The following is a 25,732-nucleotide window of genomic DNA, read 5'->3' as shown; positions in this document are numbered from 1 at the left end:
GTTATCTTACTCGTACCTTACCATTTCCCGCTTTAGCCTCTGCATAATCTTTTTTTCCAGCCTGGAAATATAGGACTGTGAGATTCCAAGCAGATCAGCTACTTCTTTCTGGGTTTTTTCTCTTCCTTCAGGATTATCCAGCCCAAAGCGCATTTTCACAATCATTTTTTCTCTGTTCGACAGTTTGTTGAGTGCCCGGATAAGCAGTTTTCTCTCAACTTCATTCTCCAGATCCCGGTAAATTGTATCTTCATCTGTTCCTAATATGTCCGACAAAAGTAATTCATTTCCATCCCAATCCACATTGAGCGGTTCATCAATGGACACTTCCAGCTTTGTCTTGCTGTTGCGTCTGAGATACATCAGAATCTCATTTTCTATACAGCGCGACGCATAAGTAGCTAACTTTATTTTCTTTGTCGGATTAAATGTATTAATTGCTTTGATCAGACCTATGGTACCTATAGATATCAGATCCTCCACTCCGACTCCTGTATTATCAAACTTCTTGGCAATATATACAACAAGTCTAAGATTATGCTCTATAAGTGTTTTCTTAGCTGTCTCATCTTTATCAGTTCCGAGGCAGCTGATCATCTCCCTCTCCTGTACACCTTCCAGCGGAGGTGGAAGAACCTCTGCACCGCCTATATAATGGATTTCTTTCCCGCTGCCGAATATCAACGTTCTGATATCCGGAATTATCCGCATTTGGAATTGATGCGGAATTGCTGCATTTACTAACATCCAGTCTCCTCCTAATACTATATTTGATTTTATCCGGAAAAAATCGCCGGATTCAGGATCATCTCATACTCTCGGTTACCGGACAGGCCTTCTTCTCCTATTCCCAGCAGAGGCTTCTCTACCCATCTGTCATCTCCCATATGAACACACATCTTCTTCACACGGAAAACCTTCATCAATGCCTCGCCGCTGACACACCGGTAAGGAACAAGGCGGAAGCCATTTTCTGATTCAACGCGCTCTGATATTACTGCTGCAGTTTCAGGATCTATAATATTCACCGGTTCACCTGTATACCAGTCTCTCAGCTCATTTCCGGTATCGAAAAGTGCGTTCACCTGTTTTTCTCCATGATCCGTGTATAGAGTCACTCTCAGAATTCTGTTCTTCTGCCTGTGCATATGAGAGACAAGCTTCCATATTTGCAAAAACAACACACCGGCTGCGACAGCAATGGTATAAAACAAACTGACATAACGCATATACGGGCGAAATATCTGCATGGTTCCTCCCAACACAGCTGAAACCACATACAGCAGCAAAAAAGCCTGCACAAATTGTGTCGGTCGGGTTATCTTCACCCCCGCACATAGCATTACACTGTTTACTGTCGTATGAAAAAGAATGATCCTGATCACAGACGGAAGTGGTATGATAATTACCAGGCATGTCAAAAAACTGCCCAGAATGCCCCCGAAAACGGGACGGACATATGGCCGTCCGTTATTCATTATGCGGTTCAATATCAGAAGGATAAGACTGTCCAGCATGAAATTTTCCAGAAAAAACACATCTATGTACAATTCATAGTACATGTCTCACCTTCTTTCCCTCCGGTAACGATCCGGAATTCATTATATCCCCTGTTCAAGAATGAAATTTGTCAGATGATGACAGATGCATAAAAATATATTTCGACAGATATAGAATCGCAAGAAATGCAAGAAGACTCTGTGTGAACTAATCCCACAGAGTCTTCGTTATACCTTATTTTGTCCTATTTCTTAAAGAAATCCGGAATCTTAATAGACTGTTCTTTTACATTGCTGGATGGTGTTCTCGGCTGAAGTGTCGGCATTGTACCACCCTGCGGTCTTGTTGCAGTACCCGCAGTTCTCTTCTCACCGTCAAGACGGCTTCTCACCGGTGACTCACCATTTGGCAGAATAGAACCCACTTTCTGCTGACCTTCCAGTCTTGCCTTTAACTTGGAAGCACTGCCGCCCACATTATGTAAGCCTGTCGCAATAACGGTGATTGTACATTCATCAGACTTTGTATCGTCATACATAGCACCAAAGATGATACTTGCGCTCTCTCCTGCAAGCTCCTGTACATAATCTGCTGCATCAGAAGCATCCATGAGAGTAATATCACCGGATACGTTGACAATGACATTGGAAGCACCCTGAATCGTTGTCTCAAGCAGCGGACTTGCAACCGCCTCTTTTGTTGCCTCAAGAGCTTTATCATCACCGCGGCCGGAACCGATACCAATATGTGCAATACCCTTGTCCTTCATAACGGTCTGAATATCTGCGAAATCCAGGTTGATCAGAGACGGTACATTGATCAGGTCTGTAATACCCTGAATACCCTGCTGTAACACTTCATCTGCTTTCTTGAGCGCCTCAGGCATTGTTGTACGTCTGTCAACTACTTCAAGAAGCTTATCATTCGGGATAACAATGATCGTATCAACATTTTCTTTTAATTTATCAATACCGGTCAGCGCATTCTGCATTCTCGTCTTTGATTCAAAACGGAACGGCTTTGTAACGACACCTACGGTCAGGGCTCCCTGCTCTTTGGCAATACGCGCAATTACCGGAGCTGCTCCTGTACCTGTTCCGCCGCCCATACCACAAGTAACGAATACCATATCCGCACCTTTGAGAGCTGCCGAAATTTCTTCAGAACTTTCTTCTGCTGCTTTTTCTCCTACCTCAGGCTGTGCTCCTGCACCAAGTCCTTTTGTAAGCTTCTCACCAATCTGCATGAGAGTCGGTGCTTTACAGAGCTGCAACGCCTGCTTATCTGTATTTACTGCGATAAATTCAACACCCGCAATCTGTTCGTCAATCATGCGGTTCACAGCGTTATTTCCGCCGCCGCCTACTCCGACAACAATTATTCTTGCGGCCGCTTCTGATTCATTGGTCTTAATTTCTAACAAGAGTATTTCCTCCTTTGTCGTCTTATTAATTTCTTATACATCCCTTTATATTGAACCTTACAATCCAATAAGTATATAATAAAGTCTTTTCCGCAAATAATCAATAGATTTTTTCCTATTTTTCTGATTTTTTATACTATTTTCAATACTATCCGGCCATGCACGGATTATGTATATCCTCCGGTCAAGCCCGCTTATGACAGGGAGTATGCGTAAGTACGTATACGGCACTCCGCCGCAACAAGCTGGCGCACAGCTCGATCGAGCTTGCATAGCAGCAGTCCGTTACCCGGCCGGTACAAACGAAATAGCATCTGATGCAGAATCATAATTTTCCAAATGCAGTGTGCCTGCTGTTTTCGGATACAATTCCGCCAGTTTGTCCAGAATTGGCTCTACCTGCTGAAGTTTCTCTTCATAGCCGCCGTCACCGAGAAGCACTTCGACGATTCCAAAATAAAGCCTGACATCCCCTTCCACACAGGAAATCCTGTCGGGTGCAAGACTGTATTTCTTAAGATACCTTGAGGCATCAACTATCTTCCCGAAAATACTGTCATCCTCAACCGGCAGCGTCTTGCCGATCTCTACATCAGACTCATCAAAAGTCAGCCCCTCAATGTATGGAGCGTCTTCAATCTGCTTCTTTGTTTTCAAAACGGCAATCCCGTTCTGGTCAAAATACAGATATGTGCCAGAACAGTCCACATATCCTGCCAGTTCTTTTTCTTCAACTTTCACATGAACAGTCCATGGATTTTTCAGCGATACATCCATCTGCTCGACACCGACCGGTAATTCTGAATCAAGGAAATTATATTTAACCAGCAGATACAATGTATTTACTGACAACTTATCCTTCTGAACCCATGTAGCAATAGTATTTTCACTGTAGATCGAATTTCCTTCCACTTCCACCGTACGTGTCCGGAACAGGACCACAGCCCCTGCCGCTAATATAAACAACCCCATCAATATACCAACTACGACAGGCCATTTTTTTCTGCGCTTCTTCTTTTTCATCCTATATGCCTCCTTTGTATTTCAGAGTGTCCCATACTTTCATCCGTCTCTATGCAACAAAAATGCTTCTGCGTTTTCATGTGCGGCTGTCGATTATGTCTCATTCTATCAGACCTGACACACTGAGCACAAGTCCCATTTCCAGCAGAAGGAACAAAACAGAGGTCCCTCCATAACTAATGAACGGAAGCGTAATACCTGTATTGGGAATTGAGTTAGTAACGACAGCAATGTTCAGGATTACCTGTATCATCATATGTGCCATTGCACCGGAAGCAATAAGAGCCCCCAGCAGATCCGGTGCTTTTGTCGCAATCACAAAGAAACGCCATATCAGAAGAAAAAACAGCAGAATGATGATTCCCGCCCCCACAAGTCCCAGTTCCTCACAGATAATGGAGAAAATCATGTCATTCTGTGCCTCCGGCAGGAATCCCAGCTTCTGTACACTATTTCCCAGACCTCTTCCGAAGAGACCGCCGCTTCCGATAGCATACAGTCCCTGAAGTGTCTGATACCCTTTCTCATACTGCTCCGGGTTGCGCCAGATTGCAATTCTTTCAAGACGATAACTCTCCATTGCCAGAAACACGGCCATAAAAGCGACTGCTGCACTTCCCATCCAGATAAACTGAGAATACTTCGGGCTGGCTACAAAAATCAGTACCACAGCAATACCAAGAATAATAATCGCCGTACTTAAATTACTGGCCCCTACAAGTGCTGCTATCGGCAGAACCGGGAGCATCGCGAGCACCAGAGTCCTGAATTTATCCATCTTTTTTGCATACTTTGTCACAGACCATGCAAGAAACAGGATGACCGCTACTTTGGCAAATTCGGACGGCTGAAAAGAAACAGGGCCCAAAGACAGCCATCTTTTGGACCCATTATATTCATCTCCGAAGAACATGACCGCCACTGAAAGAGCAATCGCCGTCAGATAACCCGGTATCGCAAGTACTGCCCACCGGTGATAGTCCACTCTTGATACGATCACCATTCCGAGAAATCCGACAAACGTGGCAAACCCCTGTTTTTTCAGGTAGTAAAAAGGATCATGAAACTTTACCTCACCATTATAAGAACTTGTGCTGTACAGCATCACAAGTCCTATTGCAATAAGAATGATTACTACAGCCAACAGTGTCTCGTCATAACGTCTCTTCCCACTGGAACGCTCCAATCAAATTCCACCCCTTACAGTTGTTCTACAAGTTGTTTGAATTTATCTCCGCGTTCCTCATAATTTTTAAACATTCCCCAGCTCGCACATGCAGGTGAGAGAAGCACCGCATCTCCAGGCTGTGCATATTCCACGCATCTCTCAAAGGCTTCTTCAAAAGAATCCGCCATCACGATATCATTAAAACCTAGCCGTCTTGCAGTTTCCGCAATTTTCTCGCGGGTTGCTCCGATCAGCACCAGTTTTTTCACCTTACCGCCAAATGCACGGATCCATTCATCGTAAGACGACTCTTTATCGTATCCTCCGCCGATCAGTACGGTTGGCCGGTTCATCGCCTGAATCCCCCTGATCGCAGCATCCGGATTTGTTCCTTTTGAATCATTATAATAAGCGACGCCGTTCTTTTCGGCCACAAATTCGATTCTGTGCTCTACTCCGGCAAAACACTTAAGCGTCTCTCTGATCACATTGATTGGAACACCATATGCATAAGCCATTGCCACGGCAGCCATCGCATTTTCATAATTATGCGTGCCAAGGATCTGCAGTTCGTCCGTGTCGCAGACGGGAACCGGCTCATCAAAGTGGCAGATAATTGTTTTGCCGTCTAAATATACGCCTCTGTTAAGTTTACGCCGGCTGCTGAAATATAGAACCTGTGCGCCCACCTTTTCTCCGAATTCACGCAGGACCTCATCTTCATAGTTGAGCACGCAGAAATCATCTGCCATCTGATTTTCTGCAATCCGTTCTTTCGCTGCGATATACGCTTCCATCGTGTGATGCCGGTTCAGATGATCCGGTGTGATATTGAGGATCGCACTTACTCTCGGCCGGAACCTGTGCACTGTCTCAAGCTGAAAGCTGCTCATTTCAGCAACAATAACAGAATCCTCTTCTGTATCCTGTACAACGCTTGTATACGGATTACCGATATTTCCCACGACAAATACACTCTCTTTATAATTCTTCATGATCTGCCCGAGCAGTGACGTAGTCGTTGTCTTTCCGTTCGTACCCGTAATTGCAAGGACATCACCTTTTCCGCACGCATAGGCAAGTTCGATCTCACCCCAGACCGGTATATCCTTAGCTTTCATTTTCTCCACGATCGGAAGATCTGTAGGCACCCCCGGGCTCATCACTGTCAGATCCAGCTCACCGAGCAGCGCCTCCGGGAAATCTCCAAGCACCACACTGACTGTTCCGTGCGTTTCCTCCGGCGCTTTGCTCCGACCCTCCTGCAGTATCTCGTCCTTTATTCTGCCTGCATCCAGCTTCTCATTGCCATCGTAAAGTACAACATCCGCACCATTGCAGAACAAAAGCCCCGCAGCAGCCTCTCCGCTGATACCCGAGCCAAATACAAGTACCTTTTTGCCTTTTAAATCCATTGTACTATACCCCCATCAGAGCGATCAGGCAGAGCAGTGCGGTAATGACAGAAAACACTGCCACCACTCGCGTCTCCGACCATCCGCAAAGTTCAAAATGATGATGAATCGGCGCCATTTTAAAGATACGTTTCCCGCCGGTCTTCTTAAAATAAGTAACCTGAATGATAACAGATGCTACTTCTACCAGATAGATAAATCCTACAATAATGATAAACAGCGGCATCTGCAGCATGTAAGCCGTTCCTGCGACAAATCCGCCCAGAGCGAGGGATCCCGTATCTCCCATGAACACACTGGCCGGATAAACATTGAACAGAAGAAATCCCAGCAATGCTCCCACCACTGCACAGGTGATCGGCTCTACTCCACTCTCTGTGCCGATGGCAACGACAGTAAAAAACGTAGCTACAAGAACCGTCACGCTGGAAGCCAGTCCGTCAAGTCCGTCCGTAAAGTTAGTCCCATTGACAGTGCCTATCACGGCGACAAACAACACCGGGACCGCCAGCCATCCGATATCCCAGTAGTAGCCGCCGGAAAACGGCACAAGCATTGTAAGAGGCACTTCAGCCACCTGCACCAGATAAAATGCAAATATGGCAGTGACCACAATCTGCAATGCCATCTTCTGCATCGGAAGCAGACCGTCAGAACGCTTAAGTACAACTTTCAGATAATCATCCAAAAATCCAATCAGGCCAAACGCGACCGTCAGAAACAGAATCGGAATGATCCTGGGATAATCGCGAACATAAAACAGCGAAGTCACAATAACTGCTATCAGAATAATAATGCCGCCCATTGTAGGCGTACCTGCCTTCTTCAGGTGTGACTGGACACCGTCCACACGCTCTGTCTGCTTCATCTTCAGTTTTCTCAAAAAAGGAATGACTACCGGTCCCAGCACAAGGCTTACAGCGAATGCTATCAGCACCGGAAGCACTACATGACTACTCATAAATCCACCTCTTCATCTCTTTCGTTTCACACAGGGGTCTCCCCTCTTTTCGAACATCTTATTTAGTATATACCATCACTTAGCTTTTTTCAATCCCGAGATACGGCAGCACATTATCATAAATATCTCTCAGAACAGGTGCTGCAATCGTCCCTCCGTAATACACTCCCTGTGGGTCATGAATGATGACGATTCCCAGAATCTGAGGGGCGTCTGCGGGAGCAAATCCTATAAAAGACGAAATGTATTTATTCGCACTTCTGGGCAGCGTCTGGGAGGTAGCAGTCTTGCCTCCGATAGAATACCCTTCTATATACGCATTTTTTCCCGAGCCCTCAGATACAACACTCTCCAGGAGCATCTGCATCGTCTCGGAAGTTTTCTCTGATACGATTCCTTTCTCTGTATCGTAATCAAATTCCTTCACTGTTTTTCCCTTCTCATCAAGTACCGCAGTCCCGACATGAGGTGTCACCCGTGTTCCTCCGTTGATGATCGAACTCACTGTTACAGCCATCTGGATCGGCGTCACCTGAAACGACTGTCCGAAGGTCATCGTAGCCAGCTCTACTGTTCCGATATCCTCCTTTTTATGCATGATTGTTCCAGCCTCACCCGGAAGATCCACATTTGTCAGTTTCAAAAGTCCAAATTCCTCAAAATAGTCATAGAACCGGTCTGCTCCCAGCCGGAGTCCGATATCCATGAACACCGGATTGCAGGAATTCTGAATTCCCTCCACAAATGTCTCCTGCCCATGACCGCCTACTTTATGACAGCGGATCTTCCGATCCTCCACGATGCGATATCCCGGGCATACAAATGTATCGTCCAGAGAAACAACCCCTTCTTCCAGACAGGCAGATGCAGTAATAATTTTAAAAGTCGAACCGGGCTCATACGTATCATTGATGCAACGGTTTCTCCACATCTGGTTCAGCTGCTCCTGGAGTTCTTCATCTGACAGCGTGGCCGAATCCACACCTGTATTCAGCTCGTATGGAGAATTCAGGTCAAATTCCGGCACATTGACCATAGCATAGATTTCGCCGTTCTGTGGATTCATTAACAGTATGGAGACCGCCTCTGCCTGCTTTTCTTCCATGACATTTTCAGCGGCCTGCTGGCAGTACGCCTGTATATTATAGTCCAGGCTAACCTGCAGTGTCTCTCCGGCTACCGGTTCAATCCGGTCCTCCGCCACGCCGTCCAGCTCAACACCGCGGGCGTCTGTCACAGTCAGGATGGTCCCGTTGGTTCCTTTCAGATATTCTTCATATTTGACTTCCAGGCCGATGATCCCCTGATTGTCAGCTCCTGTGAAACCAAGCACTCTTGAGGCCAGATCATCAAACGGATAATATCGTTTATAATCCTCGTCGACCTTTACCCCTGCCAGATCATACCCGCGGATCCTGTCGCCGATTTCCTTGTCCACATTTGTCTTAATCTTCTCCATGGAAGATACTTTCTCGACCTTCTCCCTCACTTCACTCTCTTCCAGCTCAAGCTCCGAACTCAGGACCTCCGTCACCCGATCTGCATCTTCAATCTGACTGTGGATGACCGAGATCGTACACACTGTCCGGTTCGTCGCCAGAACAACACCATTACGGTCTACGATCTCCCCTCTGGCCGCCTTGATCTCACGTTCCCGCTCATGAAGATCCTGCGCCAGTTCCTGGTAATATTCCGCATCAAAGATCATAAGCCAGACAAGCCTTCCGATAAGTGCGCACAGGATCACCCCCGCACATATAAATACGACCAGTATCTTTTTCTTATTATATGTTTTGTTCTTCATACTATAAATAACCCTGCAAAAGATGTTGTTAAAGCTTATTACATCTTCTGCAGGGTTATTCCTGATTCTTCCGTATCGTCTTTCCGCCTGTTTTCCTGTCGTCGGTTCTACTCGGAAGTGTCACCTGCCGCCCAGTCATCCAGGTCCGGGTCATAATCTTCGTCTATATAGGAACCATCCGGATTGTCATACGTTTCTTCATAATTTTCATCGTAATCCGTATATTCCGTCTGTTCTACACTTGTTCCTTCTGTCTTTGTTTCTTCTCCGCTCTCATTGATAGTGGTAATTCCCAGGTAGGGGAACGCTTCTTCCATGATCGCTTTGGCAATTCTCTGTGCATAACCGCTGTCTGCCTGTGCATCTGTATTCGGCTCATCCACAACAACATATATCACAATTTCAGGATTATCAACCGGGGCAAATCCGATAAAGGAAAGGAGGTAATTTCCGTTTCCTCTTGGAAGTTTCTCTGCCGTCCCTGTCTTTCCTCCGATATCATATCCTTCTACCTGCGCCCCCTGTCCGGAACCGTAATCCAACGTAGCCTTCATGTATGTCCGCAGCATCTGCGATGTCTCTGATGATACTGTCTTTCGGAGCAATACGGGATCTTTGGTCTCGATCACACTGCCGTCTTCATCCTGAATTTGTTTTACGATATGAGGCTCATAATAGTATCCCCCGTTAACCAGAGAACAGAATGCAGATACAAGCTGCGTCATAGTCACATTGAAGTTCTGACCGAAAGAGTTAGTTGCCAGATCGATATCCGTCATATTTTCCGCAGTGTAAAGGAGGCCCGATGTCTCCGCTTCTCCCGGAAGGTCAATACCTGTGTACTCCCCAAAGCCGAAAATATTCTGATATCGCGTAAAATCATCTGCTCCCAGATCCAGCGCTATGTCCATTAGCGCAACATTACAGGAATTAGCAATGGAATCCTGTACAGTCTGTGTCCCATGACCGTCCCTGTGTGCACAGTTGATATCCGTCCCCAGGACATTTTTGGACCCGCCGCAATAAAATGTTTCATTGCCTTTAAGAGTACCCGACTCAAGCGCTGCCGCCACAGTAAACGGTTTTATCGTAGATCCCGGCTCATATGCATCACTGACGCAAAAGTTTCTCCAGAGATCATTCATTGCCGAGACCTGTTCTTCCTCACTCATATCATCCCACTCCTGATCAGAATAAAGAGCGGTAAGATTTCTCGGATCATTCAGATCAAAGTTCGGATAAGACGCTTCTGCAAGAATTTCTCCCGAGTTCGGATCCATCATAATAACTGCTGTATTTTTACTGCCTGGCTCACCGTCCCCCGCATATTCCTGGTTAAAATCCAAAATTGCTTTTTCAACGATGCTCTGCAATGTAATATCTATGGTAGATACTACAGTATTTCCATTTTTAGCAGGCTTTACCGTGCGCTCCAGAGAAGATTCCGTGTCAAAATATCCGTATTCTCTTCCGTCAGTACCATTCAGAATATCATTGTAGGCATTTTCGATTCCAATTGCGCCCTGATTTCCATCATAAACGAAGCCGATGACATCGCTTGCCATACTGTTGTACGGATATGTTCTTGTATAATCATCTTCCAGCCAGATTCCCCTGACATTCGGATAATTTTTATCATCATCATCAATCTTGTTAAACTTCTGCGCTGTCTCATAGTCAACCTCTGTCGCCAGGATCTCATACTGGCTTGTAGGTTTTTCCTCAATCAGCGCATCTACTACACTTTCTTCAATGCCAAAGCATTCTTTCAGAACTGCTTTCGTCGGCTCGATATAGTCATCTTTCTCACCATTGTCCGTCATTGCAGCTACATCAAGAATCACATTATAAACCCTCTCACTGGTCGCCAGCTTTGTGCCGTTTCGATCTACAATATCTCCGCGCTTATATGCTATCACTCTGCTGTCATAGTTCTGCTGGTCAAGCACCACTTTTGTGTAGCTGCTTCCCCGTGAAGCATTGATCCATGTGATCCGCCCTATAAGAACAACAAAAGCCAGTATTACTGCCATAAATAGCATTACCAGCTTTCGTTGCATTCTGATCGGGAATTTTTTTGTCAAGAACTTAAACCTGTTTCTTTTTCTGTTTCTTCCAGCCATATCATAATTTCCTTACTGTAGTCTGTAATATCTGAATACGCTACCGGGATGCATCGTCAGATTTTGCAAGCACTCCATCCTCCGGAATATCACTATACTGTCTGACATAATCGCCGGATGTTCTTTCGTATTCTACTACTGTTCCCTCGGAGGCATACACCATCCCCATTTCATTCATGGCCTTGTCTCGAACTTCCTCAAGATTAACCGAATCTGCAGCCGCATTGTATCTGGTGTCATTTTCCTCTGTAAGCGTGGCAAGTTCTTCCTGTAACGCTGTTACGTTTTCAGATCTGTTCACCACTTCTGACTGCAGGCTTAAATACAGCACACAGACAAACACTGCGCATACTGCAGCTATTGTAAGAAAAACAGCATATGCAGGACTTATGCTCATAGCCCTGTTCCTGTTTTTCACGACCTGACGGCTCGTCCTCTTAGGCTCTGTCGGACGTGCTTTCGGTCTTCGGGCCGGAACAGGCTCCGCCTGGCACACAGTATTTCCGTACACATAAAACGGTCTCTGATTTCTTCCCCTGTAATCAGATCTTCTATTGTTGTATGCGTTGTACCCTGCTGCCATGGCGAACTGCCCCTTTCCCTGCTTTCGTCCTTCCAGGCTCTCCCCTTCCCTTCAGAACATATATTATAACTACTCCCTGTTGCTTATACACGTTCAAAAATCCTAAGTTTTGCACTCTTTGAACGACTGTTGGACTCCATTTCCTCCTCTGAGGGAAGAATTGGTTTCCTTGTCACCACTTTCCCCTTTGATACTTTTCCACAGACACATACAGGGAAATGGCTCGGACAGGTACATGGATTTTCATTCTTACGAAATGCACTTTTCACAATCCTGTCCTCCAGCGAATGAAATGTGATAATACAAAGCCTTCCTCCCGGATTCAGCATATCGATCATATCGTCCAGCGAATCTTTAAGTACATCCAATTCGTGATTCAATTCAATCCTGATTGCCTGAAATGTACGTTTTGACGGATGCCCGGACGCCTTCCGGATCTTCATTGGTATGGCGTGCCGTATGATTTCATTCAGCTGTTCTGTTGTCTCGATCGGCGCTTTCTCGCGTTCTGCGGCAATATGTTTTGCAATATTCTTAGCAAACTTGTCCTCTCCGTAATCACGGATCACACGATAAAGTTCCGATTCACTGTATCCATTGACAATGTCACGCGCCGTCATCTTCTGTCTCTGATCCATCCTCATATCAAGCGGTGCATCCACCCGGTATGAAAACCCTCTGTCTGCTGTATCAAGCTGATACGAGGAAACTCCGAGATCCAGAATAATCCCGTCAACTTTGTCAATGCCCAGATTGTGGAGCTGCGGCTTCATATCACGGTAATTGCTCCGTATTATCGTGACCTTCTCCCCGAAGCCTTCCAGTCGCTTTCCTGCTGCCTCTATAGCATCAGCATCCTGGTCTATTCCTATAAATCTCCCCTTGTCGTCTAACCTGCTGCACACCTCATATGCATGGCCGCCGCCCCCCAGCGTAGCGTCCACATAAATGCCGTCCGGTCTGACATTAAGTCCGTCCACAGTCTCTTCGAGAAGGACGGATATGTGTTTGAATGCCATAATCTCCTCCTAAATCTTAACAGTTCAGCCTGCGTTACTCGCAAAGCCGCTCTGCAGCCTCGAATCAGATTCTGATTCCGATGGATTCCATACGCTCTGCGATAGCATCCAGATCTTCTTCGCTCACCTGGCTGCGTTCTTCCCACAGTGCCTTGTCCCAGATCTCAACACGATCCTGTACTCCCACCAGGACAACGTCTTTCTCCAGATGCGCTGCTTTTCTGAGTGACGGCGGGACAAGAACTCTCCCCTGCTTGTCGAAACTGCCCTCAGAGGCGCTTCCGAAGAAATAACGCTTAAAGATTCTGGCATCCTTGTTCATGCGTGGTAAGGTTTCAAGCTCAGCAACGAATTTGTTCCATTCTTCCTGAGAGTATACGAAGAGGCAGCCTTCCAGTCCGTTACAGATGACAAAACTGTCACCAAGGTCATCCCTCAGCTTCGCCGGGATGATGAGTCTTCCCTTTTCATCAATGCTATGGTTAAACTCTCCTAATAACATCCGGAATCCTTTCTCCTATTGTGAGCCTCCACATCGCTCCCCACTTTGTACCACTAGCCACCACTCTTTACCACTTGACACCATTCTAAACCACCACTCCCCCTTTTTCAACCCCTTTTTTTGATTTTTTTGTGTGCATTCAGAGCTGAAACCGTTCAGAAAATACATTATTTAAAGGCAAAAAAAGAACATGTAGGTGGCAAATCCCTGTTTGCCACCTACATGTTGTGCTTTGTCCTCATATATTTTTTATTCTGTTGTCTCCTCAACAGATAGTCCGTTCAGATAATTTGTGACTGCGTCATAATTCACTTCCGCAACCACTCTTTCTTTTCCCGACTCATACATATCATAAGCCGAATACCCGAGCCACGCTACGAGCGCCAGAGCCGCAAGTGTAAGTACGCCTTTTCTGACAATGCTCATGACTCTCTGTTTACGCATGATTTTCTTTCTGTTCGCCTTTTCCTGCTTATATCTGTCAACCTTTTCCTGACTCATTTTCCAGGTCTCCTTTCCTTCCGGTAAAGCCCGTTCCTGCCCCGCAATCAATGTTCACTGCGCAGACACAATCCATGGCCTCAATAAGGACAGTGTACCACAATCCCTGTCAGAGTACAACAATTATTCCTCCATCGTTCGCATACATTGTACTTATCCCTGCTGTATCTACAATGAAACTGTCTTTCACCCGTATCTTGTCAAGAAGCATTCTCTCCACTTCTCTCGCCCGTTCCGGGCAATTACAGTGAGCAATTGCAAGAATCTTGTCCTTTGTCGTCTTCCCTTCTTTGACAATCTGATCCGCCATCTTTGCAAGCGCACGTTTCATCCCTCTCGCCTGCCCCAATTGACAGATTGTCCCTTCCGGAGTAGACCCCATAACCGGCTTAATATTAAGAGCGCTCACTACAAAAGACTTAATGCCGGTAAGACGTCCATTCTTACGGAGCGTATCGAGATTCTCAAGGACAAAATACGTATGCTGCTCATCTATATAAGTCTCAACCGTGCTGACCGTCTCTTCAAACCCCAGCCCGTTCTCTTCGCACTCCTGTATCTTAAGCCCGATCAAAGTCTCTCCGACCGATGCAGAACGCGAATTAAACACATAAATCTTCTTACCGCTCTCACCATGCTCTTCCATCCAGAGCTTTCTTCCGAGCTGCGCACTATTATATGAACCGCTCAGTTCCGAGGAAAGAGTAACGGCATAAACCCTTTCTTCATCTCCTCCATACAGCTCCATATATCTTTCCGGCGATGGACATGAAGACTTTGGACATTCAGGACTCGCCTCTACGCGACGCAGAAAATCCGCCTGATCAAAATTCTCATCATCCACGATGATATCGCCGTCCACCTCCATGCTGAGCGAGGCTGTCTCATATACTCCGCTCTTCTTCATTCTGTATGTCAGTTCCCCGCAACTGTCTACAATGATCTTATAATTCACAATCATACCTCCCGGGCCGCAATGTGTATTTTATATTTCCATTACACATAGTTTTCAATACCACATATAAATATAACATACATTCTTTCAGAAAGGAAGAGGTATTCTGTGATTTGTTGCAGCTCAGGGGCAATTATGCCATTAGGTAATTGAAAGATCTGTCTATGCCTTTGCAGGGACTGTTTACCTGTACTTCCCGCATCATTCTCCCTGCAGTCTGATGCGGCGTGAAATTCCCAGGGCGACTCCCATCTCCGCCATCAAAAACAGAATCGCCGTACCACCGTAACTGATGAAAGGCAGCGTAATTCCTGTTGTAGGCAGCAATCCTGTGACAACAGCAATATTAAGTATGACCTGAAGTGCGATATGCGCAAATATACCAGTCGCAATCAGAGAGCCATACAAATCCGGCGCATTATTTGCTATGAACATAAGCCTGTAAAGGAGGACTCCGAACAGCACAAGAATCAGTAGTGCCCCGAACACACCAAGTTCCTCACAGATTACAACAAGAATCATGTCATTCTGTGCCTCGGGGATTACTCCCAGCTTCTGTGTACTATTACCCAGCCCCTTGCCAAACAGACCGCCGCTTCCAATCGCATACAGCCCCTGCATGACCTGATAACTTCCTGTATCAGCCGTAGCTTCCGGATTAAGCCAGGAGATAACTCTCTGGAGTCTGAAATTATCACTGGACGCCACATCTGTATTTGCAATAATAACTGACAGAACAATAATCCCGACTGCAGCCGCCAGTGCCCCGACCACAACAATAGCTGCAAACGGCTTTGTTTTCGGATGGATAACAAAGATCAGGATGCATGTAATAGCCATAACAATGATCGCCGTACTTAAGTTATCTGTCAAAAACAGTACGCCGCCAGAGGCAATAGCTCCAAATACAAGTACCCTTATGATTCCCGCCAGTGTATAGGCTTTTTTTCCAAGGCGGCACAACTCGTAAGAAATAAAGAGAATCACTGCAATTTTGGTAATCTCCGCCGGCTGCAGTGTTTGATTGCCCGGGAGCTGAATCCACCTTCTTGCTCCATTGAACTCCAATCCCAGAGGCGTCTGCACAAGAGCCATCATAAACATAGCAAAAATATAAATCTCAAACGCAAATGCCCCATAGATATGGTAATCAATCTTTGAGACAACAAACATGACCACAAATCCCACTCCTGCAATCAGCGCCTGCCGGGTGAAATAGTACAGATCATTTCCAAAATCGACATCCGCTTCATATGCACTCGTGCTGTAGAGCATAACAAGCCCAAAACACATCAGGAATACAATAACCAGCAGCAGATCATAATCAAAGTAGTCCTCCTGCTGCGCCGTCCTGCTTCTGGCTGCCGAAATCACACGACCAAGACTGCTCTTCTTCGGCTTTGCCAGTCGTGCCGGCCTTCTTTCGGTCTGCGGCTGAGGAGTCCGCACCACCTGACGTCTCCGGTCGATTGCATCCCGGTATGCGCTGCGATATGTATTATATCCACCCCCGGGATTTACCGGCTCCATAGGCTGCGTATCGGAAATCCGACTTTGCCGGTAATTCTGCCCAACAGGACGCATCGGCTGTGTATCGCCGGATACACTGTTCTTTTTTTTCTTCTTATAATTCTGTCCACGCCGGTTAACCGGTCGTACAATCCTGCTTTTCATGACACCTCATCACTTTCCGCTAAACTCTCGCCTATAACAGATAAGGAACCAGTTTCGGTAAGTCGTACCACCCGATCTGATCCCTTATGATAAGCCACATCATGTAATAATGATTTTTGTTACATCGGGGTGACAGGATTCGAACCTGCGACCTCACGGCCCCCAGCCGTGCGCTCTAACCAAACTGAGCCACACCCCGCCGACTAATACATTATATATAATTTAGAAGAAATTGTAAAGAAATTTTTCAGCATTCTTTTCGCAGCTCTTGTCGTACGGTTCATCCGGCAAGGAAAGGATATCCAAAAACAGTCTGTGTGCAGAGATCAGTCCGTCTGAGTCACATCTGTTTACCCCGGCTCATATTTTAAATACAAAGTTATTATTTAAATCATGAAAGGAGCCGACGCAAATGGCAAATTATCAGAATAACATGCGCTGTTCCCGCCGTTCCGCCCAGCCTGCGCAGAACGCGCAGACCGGCTGTCAAAGCAGGGTGAGCGGCTGTCCGGATACACACGATCATTTTCCCGCCGATATGCCGATTGCCATGGCTTATGTTCCATGGCAGAAATGGCAGGATCTCTATGAGCCGTGCAGCGGTCTGGAACGCGGAACCATTTTCAAGGAACTGGATAAACCGTTTCTGGGAAAAGGAGGTATGCGCCGATGAATAACCAGATGACTAATCAGATGAACAGGCACATGAACCGCAGGCAGCTGCTGAACCATATCAATCAGGTAAGTTTCGCGGTAGATGAGGTCAAATTGTATCTTGATACACATCCCTGCGATACAGAAGCACTTGAATATTTCAGGGAAATGAGCCGCCGGCGCAATCAGGCACTGAAAGAGTATGCGTCAGCATACGGTCCTCTGACCATCGATACAGCCGATGATTCCTGCGCAGAACGATGGAACTGGATAAATGAGCCATGGCCATGGCAGGAAGGAGGCTGCTGATTTATGTGGAATTATGAGAAAAGACTTCAGTACCCGGTAAAAATAACACAGACGAATCCTAAAATTGCCCAGATCATCATAACGCAGTTCGGCGGACCGGACGGGGAGCTCGCCGCATCTATGAGGTATCTTTCCCAAAGATACACAATGCCTTATAAAGAAGTGACCGGTACACTTACAGACATCGGCACGGAAGAACTCGCCCATATGGAAATGATCTGTGCCATTGTCTATCAGCTCACGAAAGATCTCACACCGGAAGAGATCGAGCGATCCGGTTTCGCGCCATACTACGTAGATCACACGTTAGCTCTCTGGCCTCAGGCTGCCAGCGGTATGCCGTGGACATCAACTGTTTTTCAGTCAAAAGGGGATCCCCTCACAGATCTCCATGAAGACCTTGCTGCAGAACAGAAAGCGCGGACGACTTACGACAATATTCTCCGGCTTGTCAAAGACCCGGAAGTATGTGATCCGATCCGCTTTTTGAGACAGCGGGAGATCGTACACTATCAGCGTTTCGGTGAAAGTCTCCGCCTGGTCCAGGATAAGCTGGACAGCCGCAACTTTTATGCATTCAATCCGGAATTCGACAAATAACTGTCATATATATTATATTCCGCAGGCAATCCTGAAGCAGGACTTCCTGCGGAATCATTCTACGATGCTTTGATCATCTCAGCCCAAAGTAACGTCGACGTTCTGTTCTTCATACTCTCCGTTTGTCTGCGGAATCTGGATTGTCAGGGTCACCGTCTCTCCCTTTGAACAATATTCCAGTTCTTCCTGAAGCGCATCCATGCTGTCAACAGGGCTGCCGTTAATACCGGTAATAATGCACCCCCGAGTCATTCCCGCCTTATCTGCGCCTTCCCCTTCTATAACTTCCGTCACATAGACGCCTGACGGCAGATCAATCTGCTGGGAAAATGCATCCGATACGCTGATACCTGTAATTCCAATCATTCCACGGTTGTTTACATCCACTTTTTCTTTTGTTTCCTGATTCATCAATCCCTGGATCAGGCTAGTAACATCACTGATCGGAATCGCATAACCGATTCCTTCTACACTGTCACCGATCAGCTTCGCGGAATTAATTCCGATCACTTCGCCATTTATATTTACAAGCGCTCCCCCGCTGTTGCCTTCATTTATAGCCGCATCAGTCTGGATCAGGCTGACCTTATTCTCCTTTGATTCCCCGGTTCTGCCGTCTGAAGTTTCAACTGAACGGTCAAGTGCGCTGATCACCCCTGTAGTAACGGACTGACCGTATCCAAGCGCATTTCCAATTGCGATGGCCGGTTCTCCCACCTTAAGTGTCGTAGAGTCTCCCAGCGTTGCCACCGTCACAGAATCAAGCGTATCTGAAGAAACAGATTCTGTCGGAACCGCAATTACTGCAACATCATACGCCTCATCTGTTCCTTTAATATCAGCTTCCACGCTTGTCTCATCGGAAAATGTAACTGTAAGCGCGTCGCTTCCCTCAACAACATGGTTGTTTGTCACGATCAGGAGCTCTGTGTCATTCTCACCTATAATGATTCCCGTGCCTGCCCCTTCACTCTCTCTCTGGTATGTGCTGCCAAAAAAACTCTGCACTTCCTCCGCTGACATACTCGTAATAGACACAATGGACGGCATAACCTTATCGACTACGCCCGATACGTCTGATGTCACAACACTGGAAGATGTTGACAGAGAAGTATTGTTCTCCGCCACACTGCCGGATGTCTGTGTTTCATCAGAACTACGATCCAGCCCGAGAATTCTTCTCCCTACAATATTTGAAGCCAGAAACACTGCGCTGGACACTATTCCGAATAATATTGCAAGACCCACAACTGTCGCAGCCGCTGCAGGGCCTTTGTTGTGTTTTCCCTTTTTCGGAGGTTCAGATTCCGGCTGAAGGCCATTTTCTCCTGCACAATGATAATTTTTGTCCGGCCTGTAATAATTATATTGATTATCCATAAAATTACCTGCTTTCCGCCGTCTTTCTTTATATCATAGCTTTATATTGTGACAAAAATGTGTTCGGCAGATCAATAAACATCAAAAAAAGGAAGACAGTTCTTGCACCGATAATATTGTTTCCTAAATTCGGCTGCCGTCTCTGTCTTCCATTAAAATTACAGATCTATGAAATTGATATCATAATCATCATCTGAAGAAGTGTTTCCTTTCTTTTTACGAGTAGTCACCTCTTCCTCTTCGTCATCGTAGTCATCATCTTCATAATCGTAGTCGTAGTCGTCGTCATCGTCCTCGTAGTCATCGTCATCTTCATCGTCTTCATAATCATCATAGTCGTCATCTTCGTAATCGTCAGACTCTTCCGGCTCTTCAACTACAGGTTTTCTGTTCTTTTTCTTATTGCTCTTTTTCTCAACCTTTTTTTCCTCTTCTTCATCGTCATAAGGAATATCATACTCATCATACAAATCATCAAGTTCCTGATTTCGATGAACAAGTTTAACAAGGAATACTATCATCAAAATAAACAGGATGAGAATAACAATCGCAAGGGCAATCAGAACAAGCAGAATATGATCGCTGATCAGCTGTCCAAGTCTTCCGGGAAGCGCAGATCCGGAATCTTCTGTTGTTTCGGTATTTGGCTGCACAAAGTACTGATAAGTCCCATCATCGGTATCATACTGATACAGCGCGCTGTCACCAGTCCTGGTATTCAGTGCATAGATCACATAATATCTCGGGCTCATCGGATCTGACCATGCCGGATACTGCTGATCCTGAACTGTCAGTTCTACCTGCTGGTAAGAATCAGGCAGTGTTACAGCTTCTGCGTTATTCAGCGGTACAATGCTTGTAGTATCGGAAATACTTATCTCTATATACGGTGAAAAAGTAGCATCTTCGGAATTGAACATGAAAAAGCTTCCCGCTCCCGAAGCATCTACAAGATAACCAAGTGTAATTCCTGCTTCATTTGCTACAAATTTTCTCTCTTCTCCGTTAAACGTCATTGTAGTCTCAGAATATCCGTCCGGAATATCATTAGTCGTAAATGCTTCAGAAAAATTATAATCCGTCCCATTTACCGTAACAACAATATCCGTAGTCTCACCTGCTGCTGAAGTTCCTGAAGGCTCCACTGAAGTCGTACCGTCATCAGCTGCTGCAATAGTGACAGTTGACGAACCTTCCCGCAGTTCCAGTGCCTCATCGCTTGCCAGAGAAGCTGTCGTGCTGTTCACATTGATTTTTGCCTCACCTGTCTTGAGCGCACGGAAAGTCATTGTCTTTCTGAGCTCCGCACCGTCTCCGGTGCCTGTATAAGTCAAAGCGCCTGACCCGTCGGCCGTAAATCCATCACCGCTCACGAACTCGAGGGCTGTCGGATCATAAGTCATATTTACTTCAACGTCGCCGACAGTCTCACCGCTGCTGCTCTGAACAACAAGGTCAATGTCCACATTATCTCCTACCTTGGCAGACGGATCAGAGAACATCAGTACACCTTCTGCCGCAAAAGCTACTGTTCCGATCATGGGAACCATGAGACATACTGCAAGGATCAATCCTGCAAATTTCTTTAATACTTTCATACGATTACCTCTTCTGTATTTGATTAACTTCCCTTATGATCTGTAGTCAGATCATGATTTTACCCTTTTATATGATACACGCTTTAGAACGAAAAGTCCAGAATATTGTCATTTTCTGTGACTTAGACGCTGCTGTTCAGGGCGTACCGCCCGTATCCGTCCCGGCTTCACCGCCTGCATCTACTCCGGTTTCTCCTCCAGTGCTTCCGCCTCCGGCATCTTCTCCGGTTTCTCCCCCGCCAGTATCTTCACTTCCGCTGTCGGTTCCGCCGGTATCCACGCTTCCGGTTCCGGAGTCTGCATTATCTCCGCTGTCAGGATTCTCATCATAATCGTCACTATAACCATTATTGTAATCGCCGCCATAATCCTCATAGCCATCACTGTAATCACCGCTATTGTCATAATAGTAATCACCGCTGTAATAGTCATCTGAATACGATGAGGAGGATGATCCCGCCGAACCGACGGTACTGATAATATTCGCATTTACTGTCTGTACAGTGGATGACGGTGTATAATCATTCGTTTCGAAAAGAAACTCATGCAGCTTTGACACATTAGAAACAAGATCCTGCGGGATGACAATACTTCCCAGTCCTGATAATGTATCTGTGGTATTATCTGCAGGGAATCCCATATTATCTCCCAGTGTATACTCACTGTAAGCTGAAGCATAAGTAAGAATTTCCTGAAGAGTAAAGCTCGTAGATACTTGCGGAAAAACTTCATCAATAATTGCATTGATCGTTCCAAGGTCTGCTTCCAGAGCTTTCTCGAACATCTTCTCTATAACCAGTCTCTGACGCTCTGTGCGGGTAAAATCACCTCCGGCGGTAGAACGGATACGGGCATAAGTCGTTGCCTGGCTTCCGTCTAAAAGCTGCAATCCGCTCTCTTCCACCTGATGCGGTTCCTTGCCCGCTGACCTTGCCGTCTCATTGATATATTTGTTAAGAGGAGCGATTTCCTCCTCCTGAATATCAATCTCAATACCGCCCAGCAGATCAATAGCATCTGCTATAGCACCGAAATCAACCGTCACATAGTCCTCTATGTCCAGATCAAGGTTCATATTGAGCATATTGATCGCCATAACAGGTCCGCCATAACTGTATGCCGCATTGCATTTCTGATATGTCCCGTCGGAAAGATCCAGCAGAGTGTCGCGATACACAGAAACCATTTTGATCTCTTTCGTCTTATTGTTAAGACTTGCAACGATAATACAATCGGTACGGTTCCCTTCCCCCAGATTACCATCACGAGAATCGACACCAAAAAGTGCTACATTGGTGTACCCTTCGCCCAGATCAAGGTTCTGCATCACTTCCTGGTTGATCACAAGATCATCTGCCTGAATATCCTGAGTATTGATCTTATTCCATTTTGCACATACATAAGCCGCCCCTGCAAAGATAAAACAAAGAAGCACGCCTGCAGTACATAAAAGTACTCGCTGCCATATCTTCATCTTTGAAAACCAGTTCCCTTTTTTAGTGCAGGAGCGTCTGCGTCCGCGTCTTCTTACGTTTTCTGACATGATAATCCCCTGTAAAATAAGTTTTAACTTTTCACATCTTCTTTTCTCTGCTCTTTCGCGGGAACAAATCTATAATGTGACTCTTTCTTTTTGCCAAACGCTTCCGTACTGTCTGACCGGAGCAGCACTACAGCAGTCTGTAAAATCAACTGAATATCCCGCAAAATACTAAACTGTTCGATATACATCATATCCATGATCAGTTTATCTCTGGGAGTCGTATTATATTTTCCTGCGATTTGTGCATATCCTGTCAGTCCCGCCTTCACACGCAAACGATACCTGAACTCCGGAAGTTCTTTTGTATAACTCTTGACATTTTTGATCATTTCAGGACGCGGACCGACAAATGTCATATCTCCTTTGAGCACATTGAGCAGTTGAGGAAGCTCATCAATCCTTGTTCTTCGTAAAAACTCCCCCGGTTTTGTAATACGGTCGTCATCTTTTTTTGCCGAATAATTCTCAACATTTTCTTTCATCGTCCTAAGTTTATAAACGTAGAACCTGCGTCCGTGGATTGTTGCTCTCTCCTGTTTAAACAGAACCGGTCCTCCATCATATAATTTCACAGCCAATGCTCCTAAAATCCAGAAAGGAGAACTTAAGATACCAAGGATAAGTGAGAGGACAATATCTAAAAGACGTTTCATAATGCGCTGTTCCATAGTCAGCGTCTTAATATTTTTATTGAACAGATAAACGTCATCCAATACATAGTGCGTAGCATTTACTTCCATTATGTCTTCCAGATACGGGTTAAAGTAAACATTTACCTTATGCTTATAGCAGAGCCTCATAATCAATATTCTTCGTTCAGCCGGCACATCGTACATAAACACAGTATCTGAATGCTCTATTTGTGACTCAATTTCACTGTCAATACTGCGGTAATCTAATACTGACGATATTTTATACTGTTTCTCAAAACGTCCCATCGCATAAGCGATTATATCCAGGCTTTCCTGGGAAGAAGTGATCACACAGCATTTTTCCGGCTCATGGATCAAAAAAAATAACGCATTACCTGCATAGGTAAATACAATGATTACTATAATCTGTATTGCTATCGTAACAAAAAGAAGTTCTATTCCCCGTAATCTGAATTCATGAATATTGGTATTCGCTCTCATAATCATTACCTGCAGATACGTAATGGCATCTGTACAGATAACAGCAAGAGATAAGGAATAGATAATCGGTTTACTCTTTCTGCGTCCGACATCATAGGTACCATACACCGATAACAGCAACAGTCCAACAATCACGAAAGTGAAAATCGTAATACCCATTGTACGGGACAGCCTGCGCAAACCAATATTTTCCTGCTTCTGAACCATAATAAAAGTCGCCAGCAGCAATGCATACAACACCGTTTTTATCAAAAGCCAGAGCGTCGATTCAAATTTGTGTAAATGCTTTTTCATTTGCCCACCACCGTAACAAAATAGTACAAAATTTAATATACCTGTAACATTATATACGAATCGACATTTTATTGCAAGGATTAACGGGAGTTTGGGCAGCGTAAATTTACCTTCGGAATTGATGGTGTAGAAATCACGGGAGTTTGACAGTTGCATAATTAAAAAATTACTTACAGGCCGCATAAAGCCTGTATTTTTTTGTCAAATTTTTTGTTTTATTATTTAGTAATATATGGTGTAATTATTACAGAGGTGATTACTATGCGTGTTACTACATCTAAACCAAAAAATTCCGAGTCCTTTTACATCACAAAATCCTATACGAATGCCGAAGGAAAGAGTACTTGTTCTTACAGTATAAAGGAAATCTATGAATAGAGCCTAATGTGGCTCTGAATTACCGGAATATGTGGCTCTCATTCTCCGGAATGGTGGCTCTCAAAGTCCGAACAGGTGGCTCAAAGAGCCCCGGAATAATCATAACTCACAGAGTGCGGTGACAGCTTCACAGGAATCAGCACAGTTGACCTCATCCAACAGGTCATAGATGGTGTTATCAGCCATTGTCATTCACCCCGCTTCCTTCATCTGAAAATGCGTGGCGTTTTCTCATGGAGATGCGGCCCTTGACCTCAATGCTGTACTTATTGTTAATGATGCGGTCCAGGACGCCTTCGGCGACGGCACTGCCTTCGTCTTCGGCCCGGTCACAGTCAATGCGATAATACCAGTCATCTACGTCATACTGGGTACAGAGGATCAGCGCCCCTTTCCGGCTGCAGGCATCGATCAGTTCCAGAAGATCATAGGCTTCCGATTCGGGAAGCGGCCGGAGAAGCCATTCGTCAATGATCAGCAGGTCAAACCTGGCATAGGCCTTTTTTACCTTATTTTGTGTATTCAGGTTTTTGGCAACCGCGTATTCATTCAGCAGATCAGGCATACGGACGTAGCGGACCTTATAGAGCTGCCTGCATGCGGCGACACCAAGCGCGTTTGCGATATAAGATTTTCCTGCACCTGTTGCTCCCTTCAGGACTACATGGTGGTTGTCACGGATATACGCACAAGTCGCAAGCTTTGTGATCAGCCCTTGATCCAGCTCACGGTCTTCATAGTACTCAATCGCTTCCACACATGCCTGGCTTTCACTGAGCCTGGCCTCATGGATCCGGCGCTGGATGGTGTTCTTCCTGCGTGAAACGTTTTCTGCGTCTACGAGAAGCGCCAGACGGTCTTCAAAGGAGAGCGCCTTATAACGCTGGGGTTCTTCCAATTGTGACTCCAATTCCCGTGCCATACCGGGAAGCCTCAGGGCACGCAGTTCTTTGACGGTTGAGAGGTCGATCATTTTTCATCGCCTCCTTCCCGGAACTGTTCTGCGCCACGGGTAAAGCCGCGGCTCCGGCGGTGATTCGTCCTTTGGATGGATGATGGATCTGTTTTCCCATCTTTCTTTACCGGGGATTTCAGCAAGGCCTGGATTCCACGGATGGAAGGATCTCCAGTAAATAAAAGGATCTGCCGGCATGCTTCTTCGATCCGCTCAGCTTTGTATTGATCTGCGTAT

At 45.7% G+C, this 25,732-nt stretch carries 23 protein-coding genes, 1 tRNA gene and 1 pseudogene; 3 read left to right on the top strand and 22 right to left on the bottom strand.

Features of this window, described 5'->3' with window-relative positions:
* Positions 1-6 precede the first annotated feature (6 nt).
* The 16 genes from sigE to FNY66_RS14060 all read right to left on the bottom strand — a co-directional run bounded on the left by sigE (position 7) and on the right by FNY66_RS14060 (position 16,850).
* Positions 7-747: an RNA polymerase sporulation sigma factor SigE gene (gene sigE / locus FNY66_RS14135; RefSeq protein ID WP_150311560.1), complete on the bottom strand. Its 741-nt coding sequence runs from the start codon at positions 745-747 to the stop codon at positions 7-9.
* Between the two features lie 29 nt (positions 748-776).
* A complete protein-coding gene (locus FNY66_RS14130) occupies positions 777-1,562 on the bottom strand; it encodes a sigma-E processing peptidase SpoIIGA (protein ID WP_150311559.1) in 786 nt (261 codons plus the stop codon).
* 182 nt (positions 1,563-1,744) lie between these two features.
* Positions 1,745-2,923 (bottom strand): cell division protein FtsZ, encoded by a 1,179-nt coding sequence (gene ftsZ, locus FNY66_RS14125; protein ID WP_150311558.1) that lies wholly within the window; start codon positions 2,921-2,923, stop codon positions 1,745-1,747.
* 285 nt (positions 2,924-3,208) lie between these two features.
* The gene (locus tag FNY66_RS14120; protein ID WP_087152145.1) at positions 3,209-3,946 is read right to left on the bottom strand and encodes a cell division protein FtsQ/DivIB; all 738 of its coding nucleotides are present in this window, start codon (positions 3,944-3,946) and stop codon (positions 3,209-3,211) included.
* 100 nt (positions 3,947-4,046) lie between these two features.
* Complete coding sequence (gene ftsW, locus FNY66_RS14115) at positions 4,047-5,132, bottom strand: putative lipid II flippase FtsW (RefSeq protein WP_087152146.1); 1,086 nt, start codon at positions 5,130-5,132, stop codon at positions 4,047-4,049.
* Positions 5,133-5,146: 14 nt separating this feature from the next.
* A complete protein-coding gene (murD, locus tag FNY66_RS14110) occupies positions 5,147-6,529 on the bottom strand; it encodes a UDP-N-acetylmuramoyl-L-alanine--D-glutamate ligase (RefSeq protein ID WP_150311557.1) in 1,383 nt (460 codons plus the stop codon).
* A 4-nt stretch (positions 6,530-6,533) separates the two neighbouring features.
* Positions 6,534-7,490: a phospho-N-acetylmuramoyl-pentapeptide-transferase gene (mraY, locus tag FNY66_RS14105; protein WP_087152148.1), complete on the bottom strand. Its 957-nt coding sequence runs from the start codon at positions 7,488-7,490 to the stop codon at positions 6,534-6,536.
* A 79-nt stretch (positions 7,491-7,569) separates the two neighbouring features.
* Positions 7,570-9,294, bottom strand: coding sequence for a peptidoglycan D,D-transpeptidase FtsI family protein (locus FNY66_RS14100; protein ID WP_087152149.1), 1,725 nt, complete (start codon positions 9,292-9,294; stop codon positions 7,570-7,572).
* A gap of 107 nt (positions 9,295-9,401) precedes the next feature.
* Positions 9,402-11,417, bottom strand: coding sequence for a peptidoglycan D,D-transpeptidase FtsI family protein (locus FNY66_RS14095; RefSeq protein ID WP_087152150.1), 2,016 nt, complete (start codon positions 11,415-11,417; stop codon positions 9,402-9,404).
* A 40-nt stretch (positions 11,418-11,457) separates the two neighbouring features.
* Complete coding sequence (locus FNY66_RS14090) at positions 11,458-12,000, bottom strand: hypothetical protein (protein ID WP_087152151.1); 543 nt, start codon at positions 11,998-12,000, stop codon at positions 11,458-11,460.
* Positions 12,001-12,083: 83 nt separating this feature from the next.
* Positions 12,084-13,019, bottom strand: a complete 936-nt coding sequence (gene rsmH / locus FNY66_RS14085; protein WP_087152152.1) for a 16S rRNA (cytosine(1402)-N(4))-methyltransferase RsmH — start codon at positions 13,017-13,019, stop codon at positions 12,084-12,086.
* Between the two features lie 64 nt (positions 13,020-13,083).
* A complete protein-coding gene (gene mraZ, locus FNY66_RS14080) occupies positions 13,084-13,521 on the bottom strand; it encodes a division/cell wall cluster transcriptional repressor MraZ (RefSeq protein WP_087152153.1) in 438 nt (145 codons plus the stop codon).
* A gap of 249 nt (positions 13,522-13,770) precedes the next feature.
* Positions 13,771-14,022, bottom strand: a complete 252-nt coding sequence (locus FNY66_RS14075; protein ID WP_150311556.1) for a hypothetical protein — start codon at positions 14,020-14,022, stop codon at positions 13,771-13,773.
* Positions 14,023-14,131: 109 nt separating this feature from the next.
* Positions 14,132-14,977 (bottom strand): DegV family protein, encoded by an 846-nt coding sequence (locus FNY66_RS14070; protein ID WP_150311555.1) that lies wholly within the window; start codon positions 14,975-14,977, stop codon positions 14,132-14,134.
* A gap of 201 nt (positions 14,978-15,178) precedes the next feature.
* Complete coding sequence (locus tag FNY66_RS14065; protein WP_150311554.1) at positions 15,179-16,651, bottom strand: FtsW/RodA/SpoVE family cell cycle protein; 1,473 nt, start codon at positions 16,649-16,651, stop codon at positions 15,179-15,181.
* Between the two features lie 124 nt (positions 16,652-16,775).
* Positions 16,776-16,850, bottom strand: a tRNA-Pro gene (locus tag FNY66_RS14060).
* A gap of 213 nt (positions 16,851-17,063) precedes the next feature.
* Between FNY66_RS14060 and FNY66_RS14055 the strand changes: the two genes are divergently transcribed.
* The 3 genes from FNY66_RS14055 to FNY66_RS14045 are packed head-to-tail and all read left to right on the top strand — an operon-like array spanning position 17,064 to position 18,214.
* Positions 17,064-17,324 carry a spore coat associated protein CotJA gene (locus tag FNY66_RS14055; RefSeq protein WP_087152156.1) on the top strand — a complete coding sequence of 87 codons (261 nt, stop codon included), beginning with the start codon at positions 17,064-17,066 and terminating at the stop codon, positions 17,322-17,324.
* Positions 17,321-17,614 carry a spore coat protein CotJB gene (locus tag FNY66_RS14050; RefSeq protein ID WP_229409540.1) on the top strand — a complete coding sequence of 98 codons (294 nt, stop codon included), beginning with the start codon at positions 17,321-17,323 and terminating at the stop codon, positions 17,612-17,614. Before FNY66_RS14055 ends, FNY66_RS14050 begins: the two co-directional genes overlap by 4 nt.
* Positions 17,615-17,617: 3 nt before the next feature.
* Positions 17,618-18,214, top strand: a complete 597-nt coding sequence (locus FNY66_RS14045) for a manganese catalase family protein (protein ID WP_150311553.1) — start codon at positions 17,618-17,620, stop codon at positions 18,212-18,214.
* 78 nt (positions 18,215-18,292) lie between these two features.
* On the opposite strand, the gene FNY66_RS14040 is transcribed toward FNY66_RS14045, so the two are convergent.
* The 6 genes and pseudogenes from FNY66_RS14040 to FNY66_RS15625 form a co-directional block, all read right to left on the bottom strand.
* Positions 18,293-19,594, bottom strand: coding sequence for a S1C family serine protease (locus FNY66_RS14040; protein WP_150311552.1), 1,302 nt, complete (start codon positions 19,592-19,594; stop codon positions 18,293-18,295).
* A 158-nt stretch (positions 19,595-19,752) separates the two neighbouring features.
* On the bottom strand, positions 19,753-21,192 hold the full coding sequence (locus FNY66_RS14035; RefSeq protein ID WP_150311551.1) for a cohesin domain-containing protein: 1,440 nt from the start codon (positions 21,190-21,192) through the stop codon (positions 19,753-19,755).
* A 136-nt stretch (positions 21,193-21,328) separates the two neighbouring features.
* Positions 21,329-22,735, bottom strand: coding sequence for an LCP family protein (locus FNY66_RS14030; RefSeq protein ID WP_150311550.1), 1,407 nt, complete (start codon positions 22,733-22,735; stop codon positions 21,329-21,331).
* 23 nt (positions 22,736-22,758) lie between these two features.
* Entirely contained in the window at positions 22,759-24,162 is a 1,404-nt protein-coding gene (locus FNY66_RS14025; RefSeq protein ID WP_150311549.1) for a sugar transferase, read from the bottom strand.
* Between the two features lie 556 nt (positions 24,163-24,718).
* A complete protein-coding gene (locus tag FNY66_RS14020) occupies positions 24,719-25,513 on the bottom strand; it encodes an ATP-binding protein (RefSeq protein WP_150311548.1) in 795 nt (264 codons plus the stop codon).
* Positions 25,510-25,732, bottom strand: a pseudogene (locus FNY66_RS15625) (IS21 family transposase); the annotation flags it as partial. The pseudogene FNY66_RS15625 and the gene FNY66_RS14020, both read right to left, overlap by 4 nt.

Source organism: Mediterraneibacter catenae, from assembly GCF_008691045.1.
GTDB lineage: Bacteria > Bacillota > Clostridia > Lachnospirales > Lachnospiraceae > Mediterraneibacter > Mediterraneibacter ornithocaccae.
This window is presented reverse-complemented; position numbering and strand designations above follow the sequence as displayed.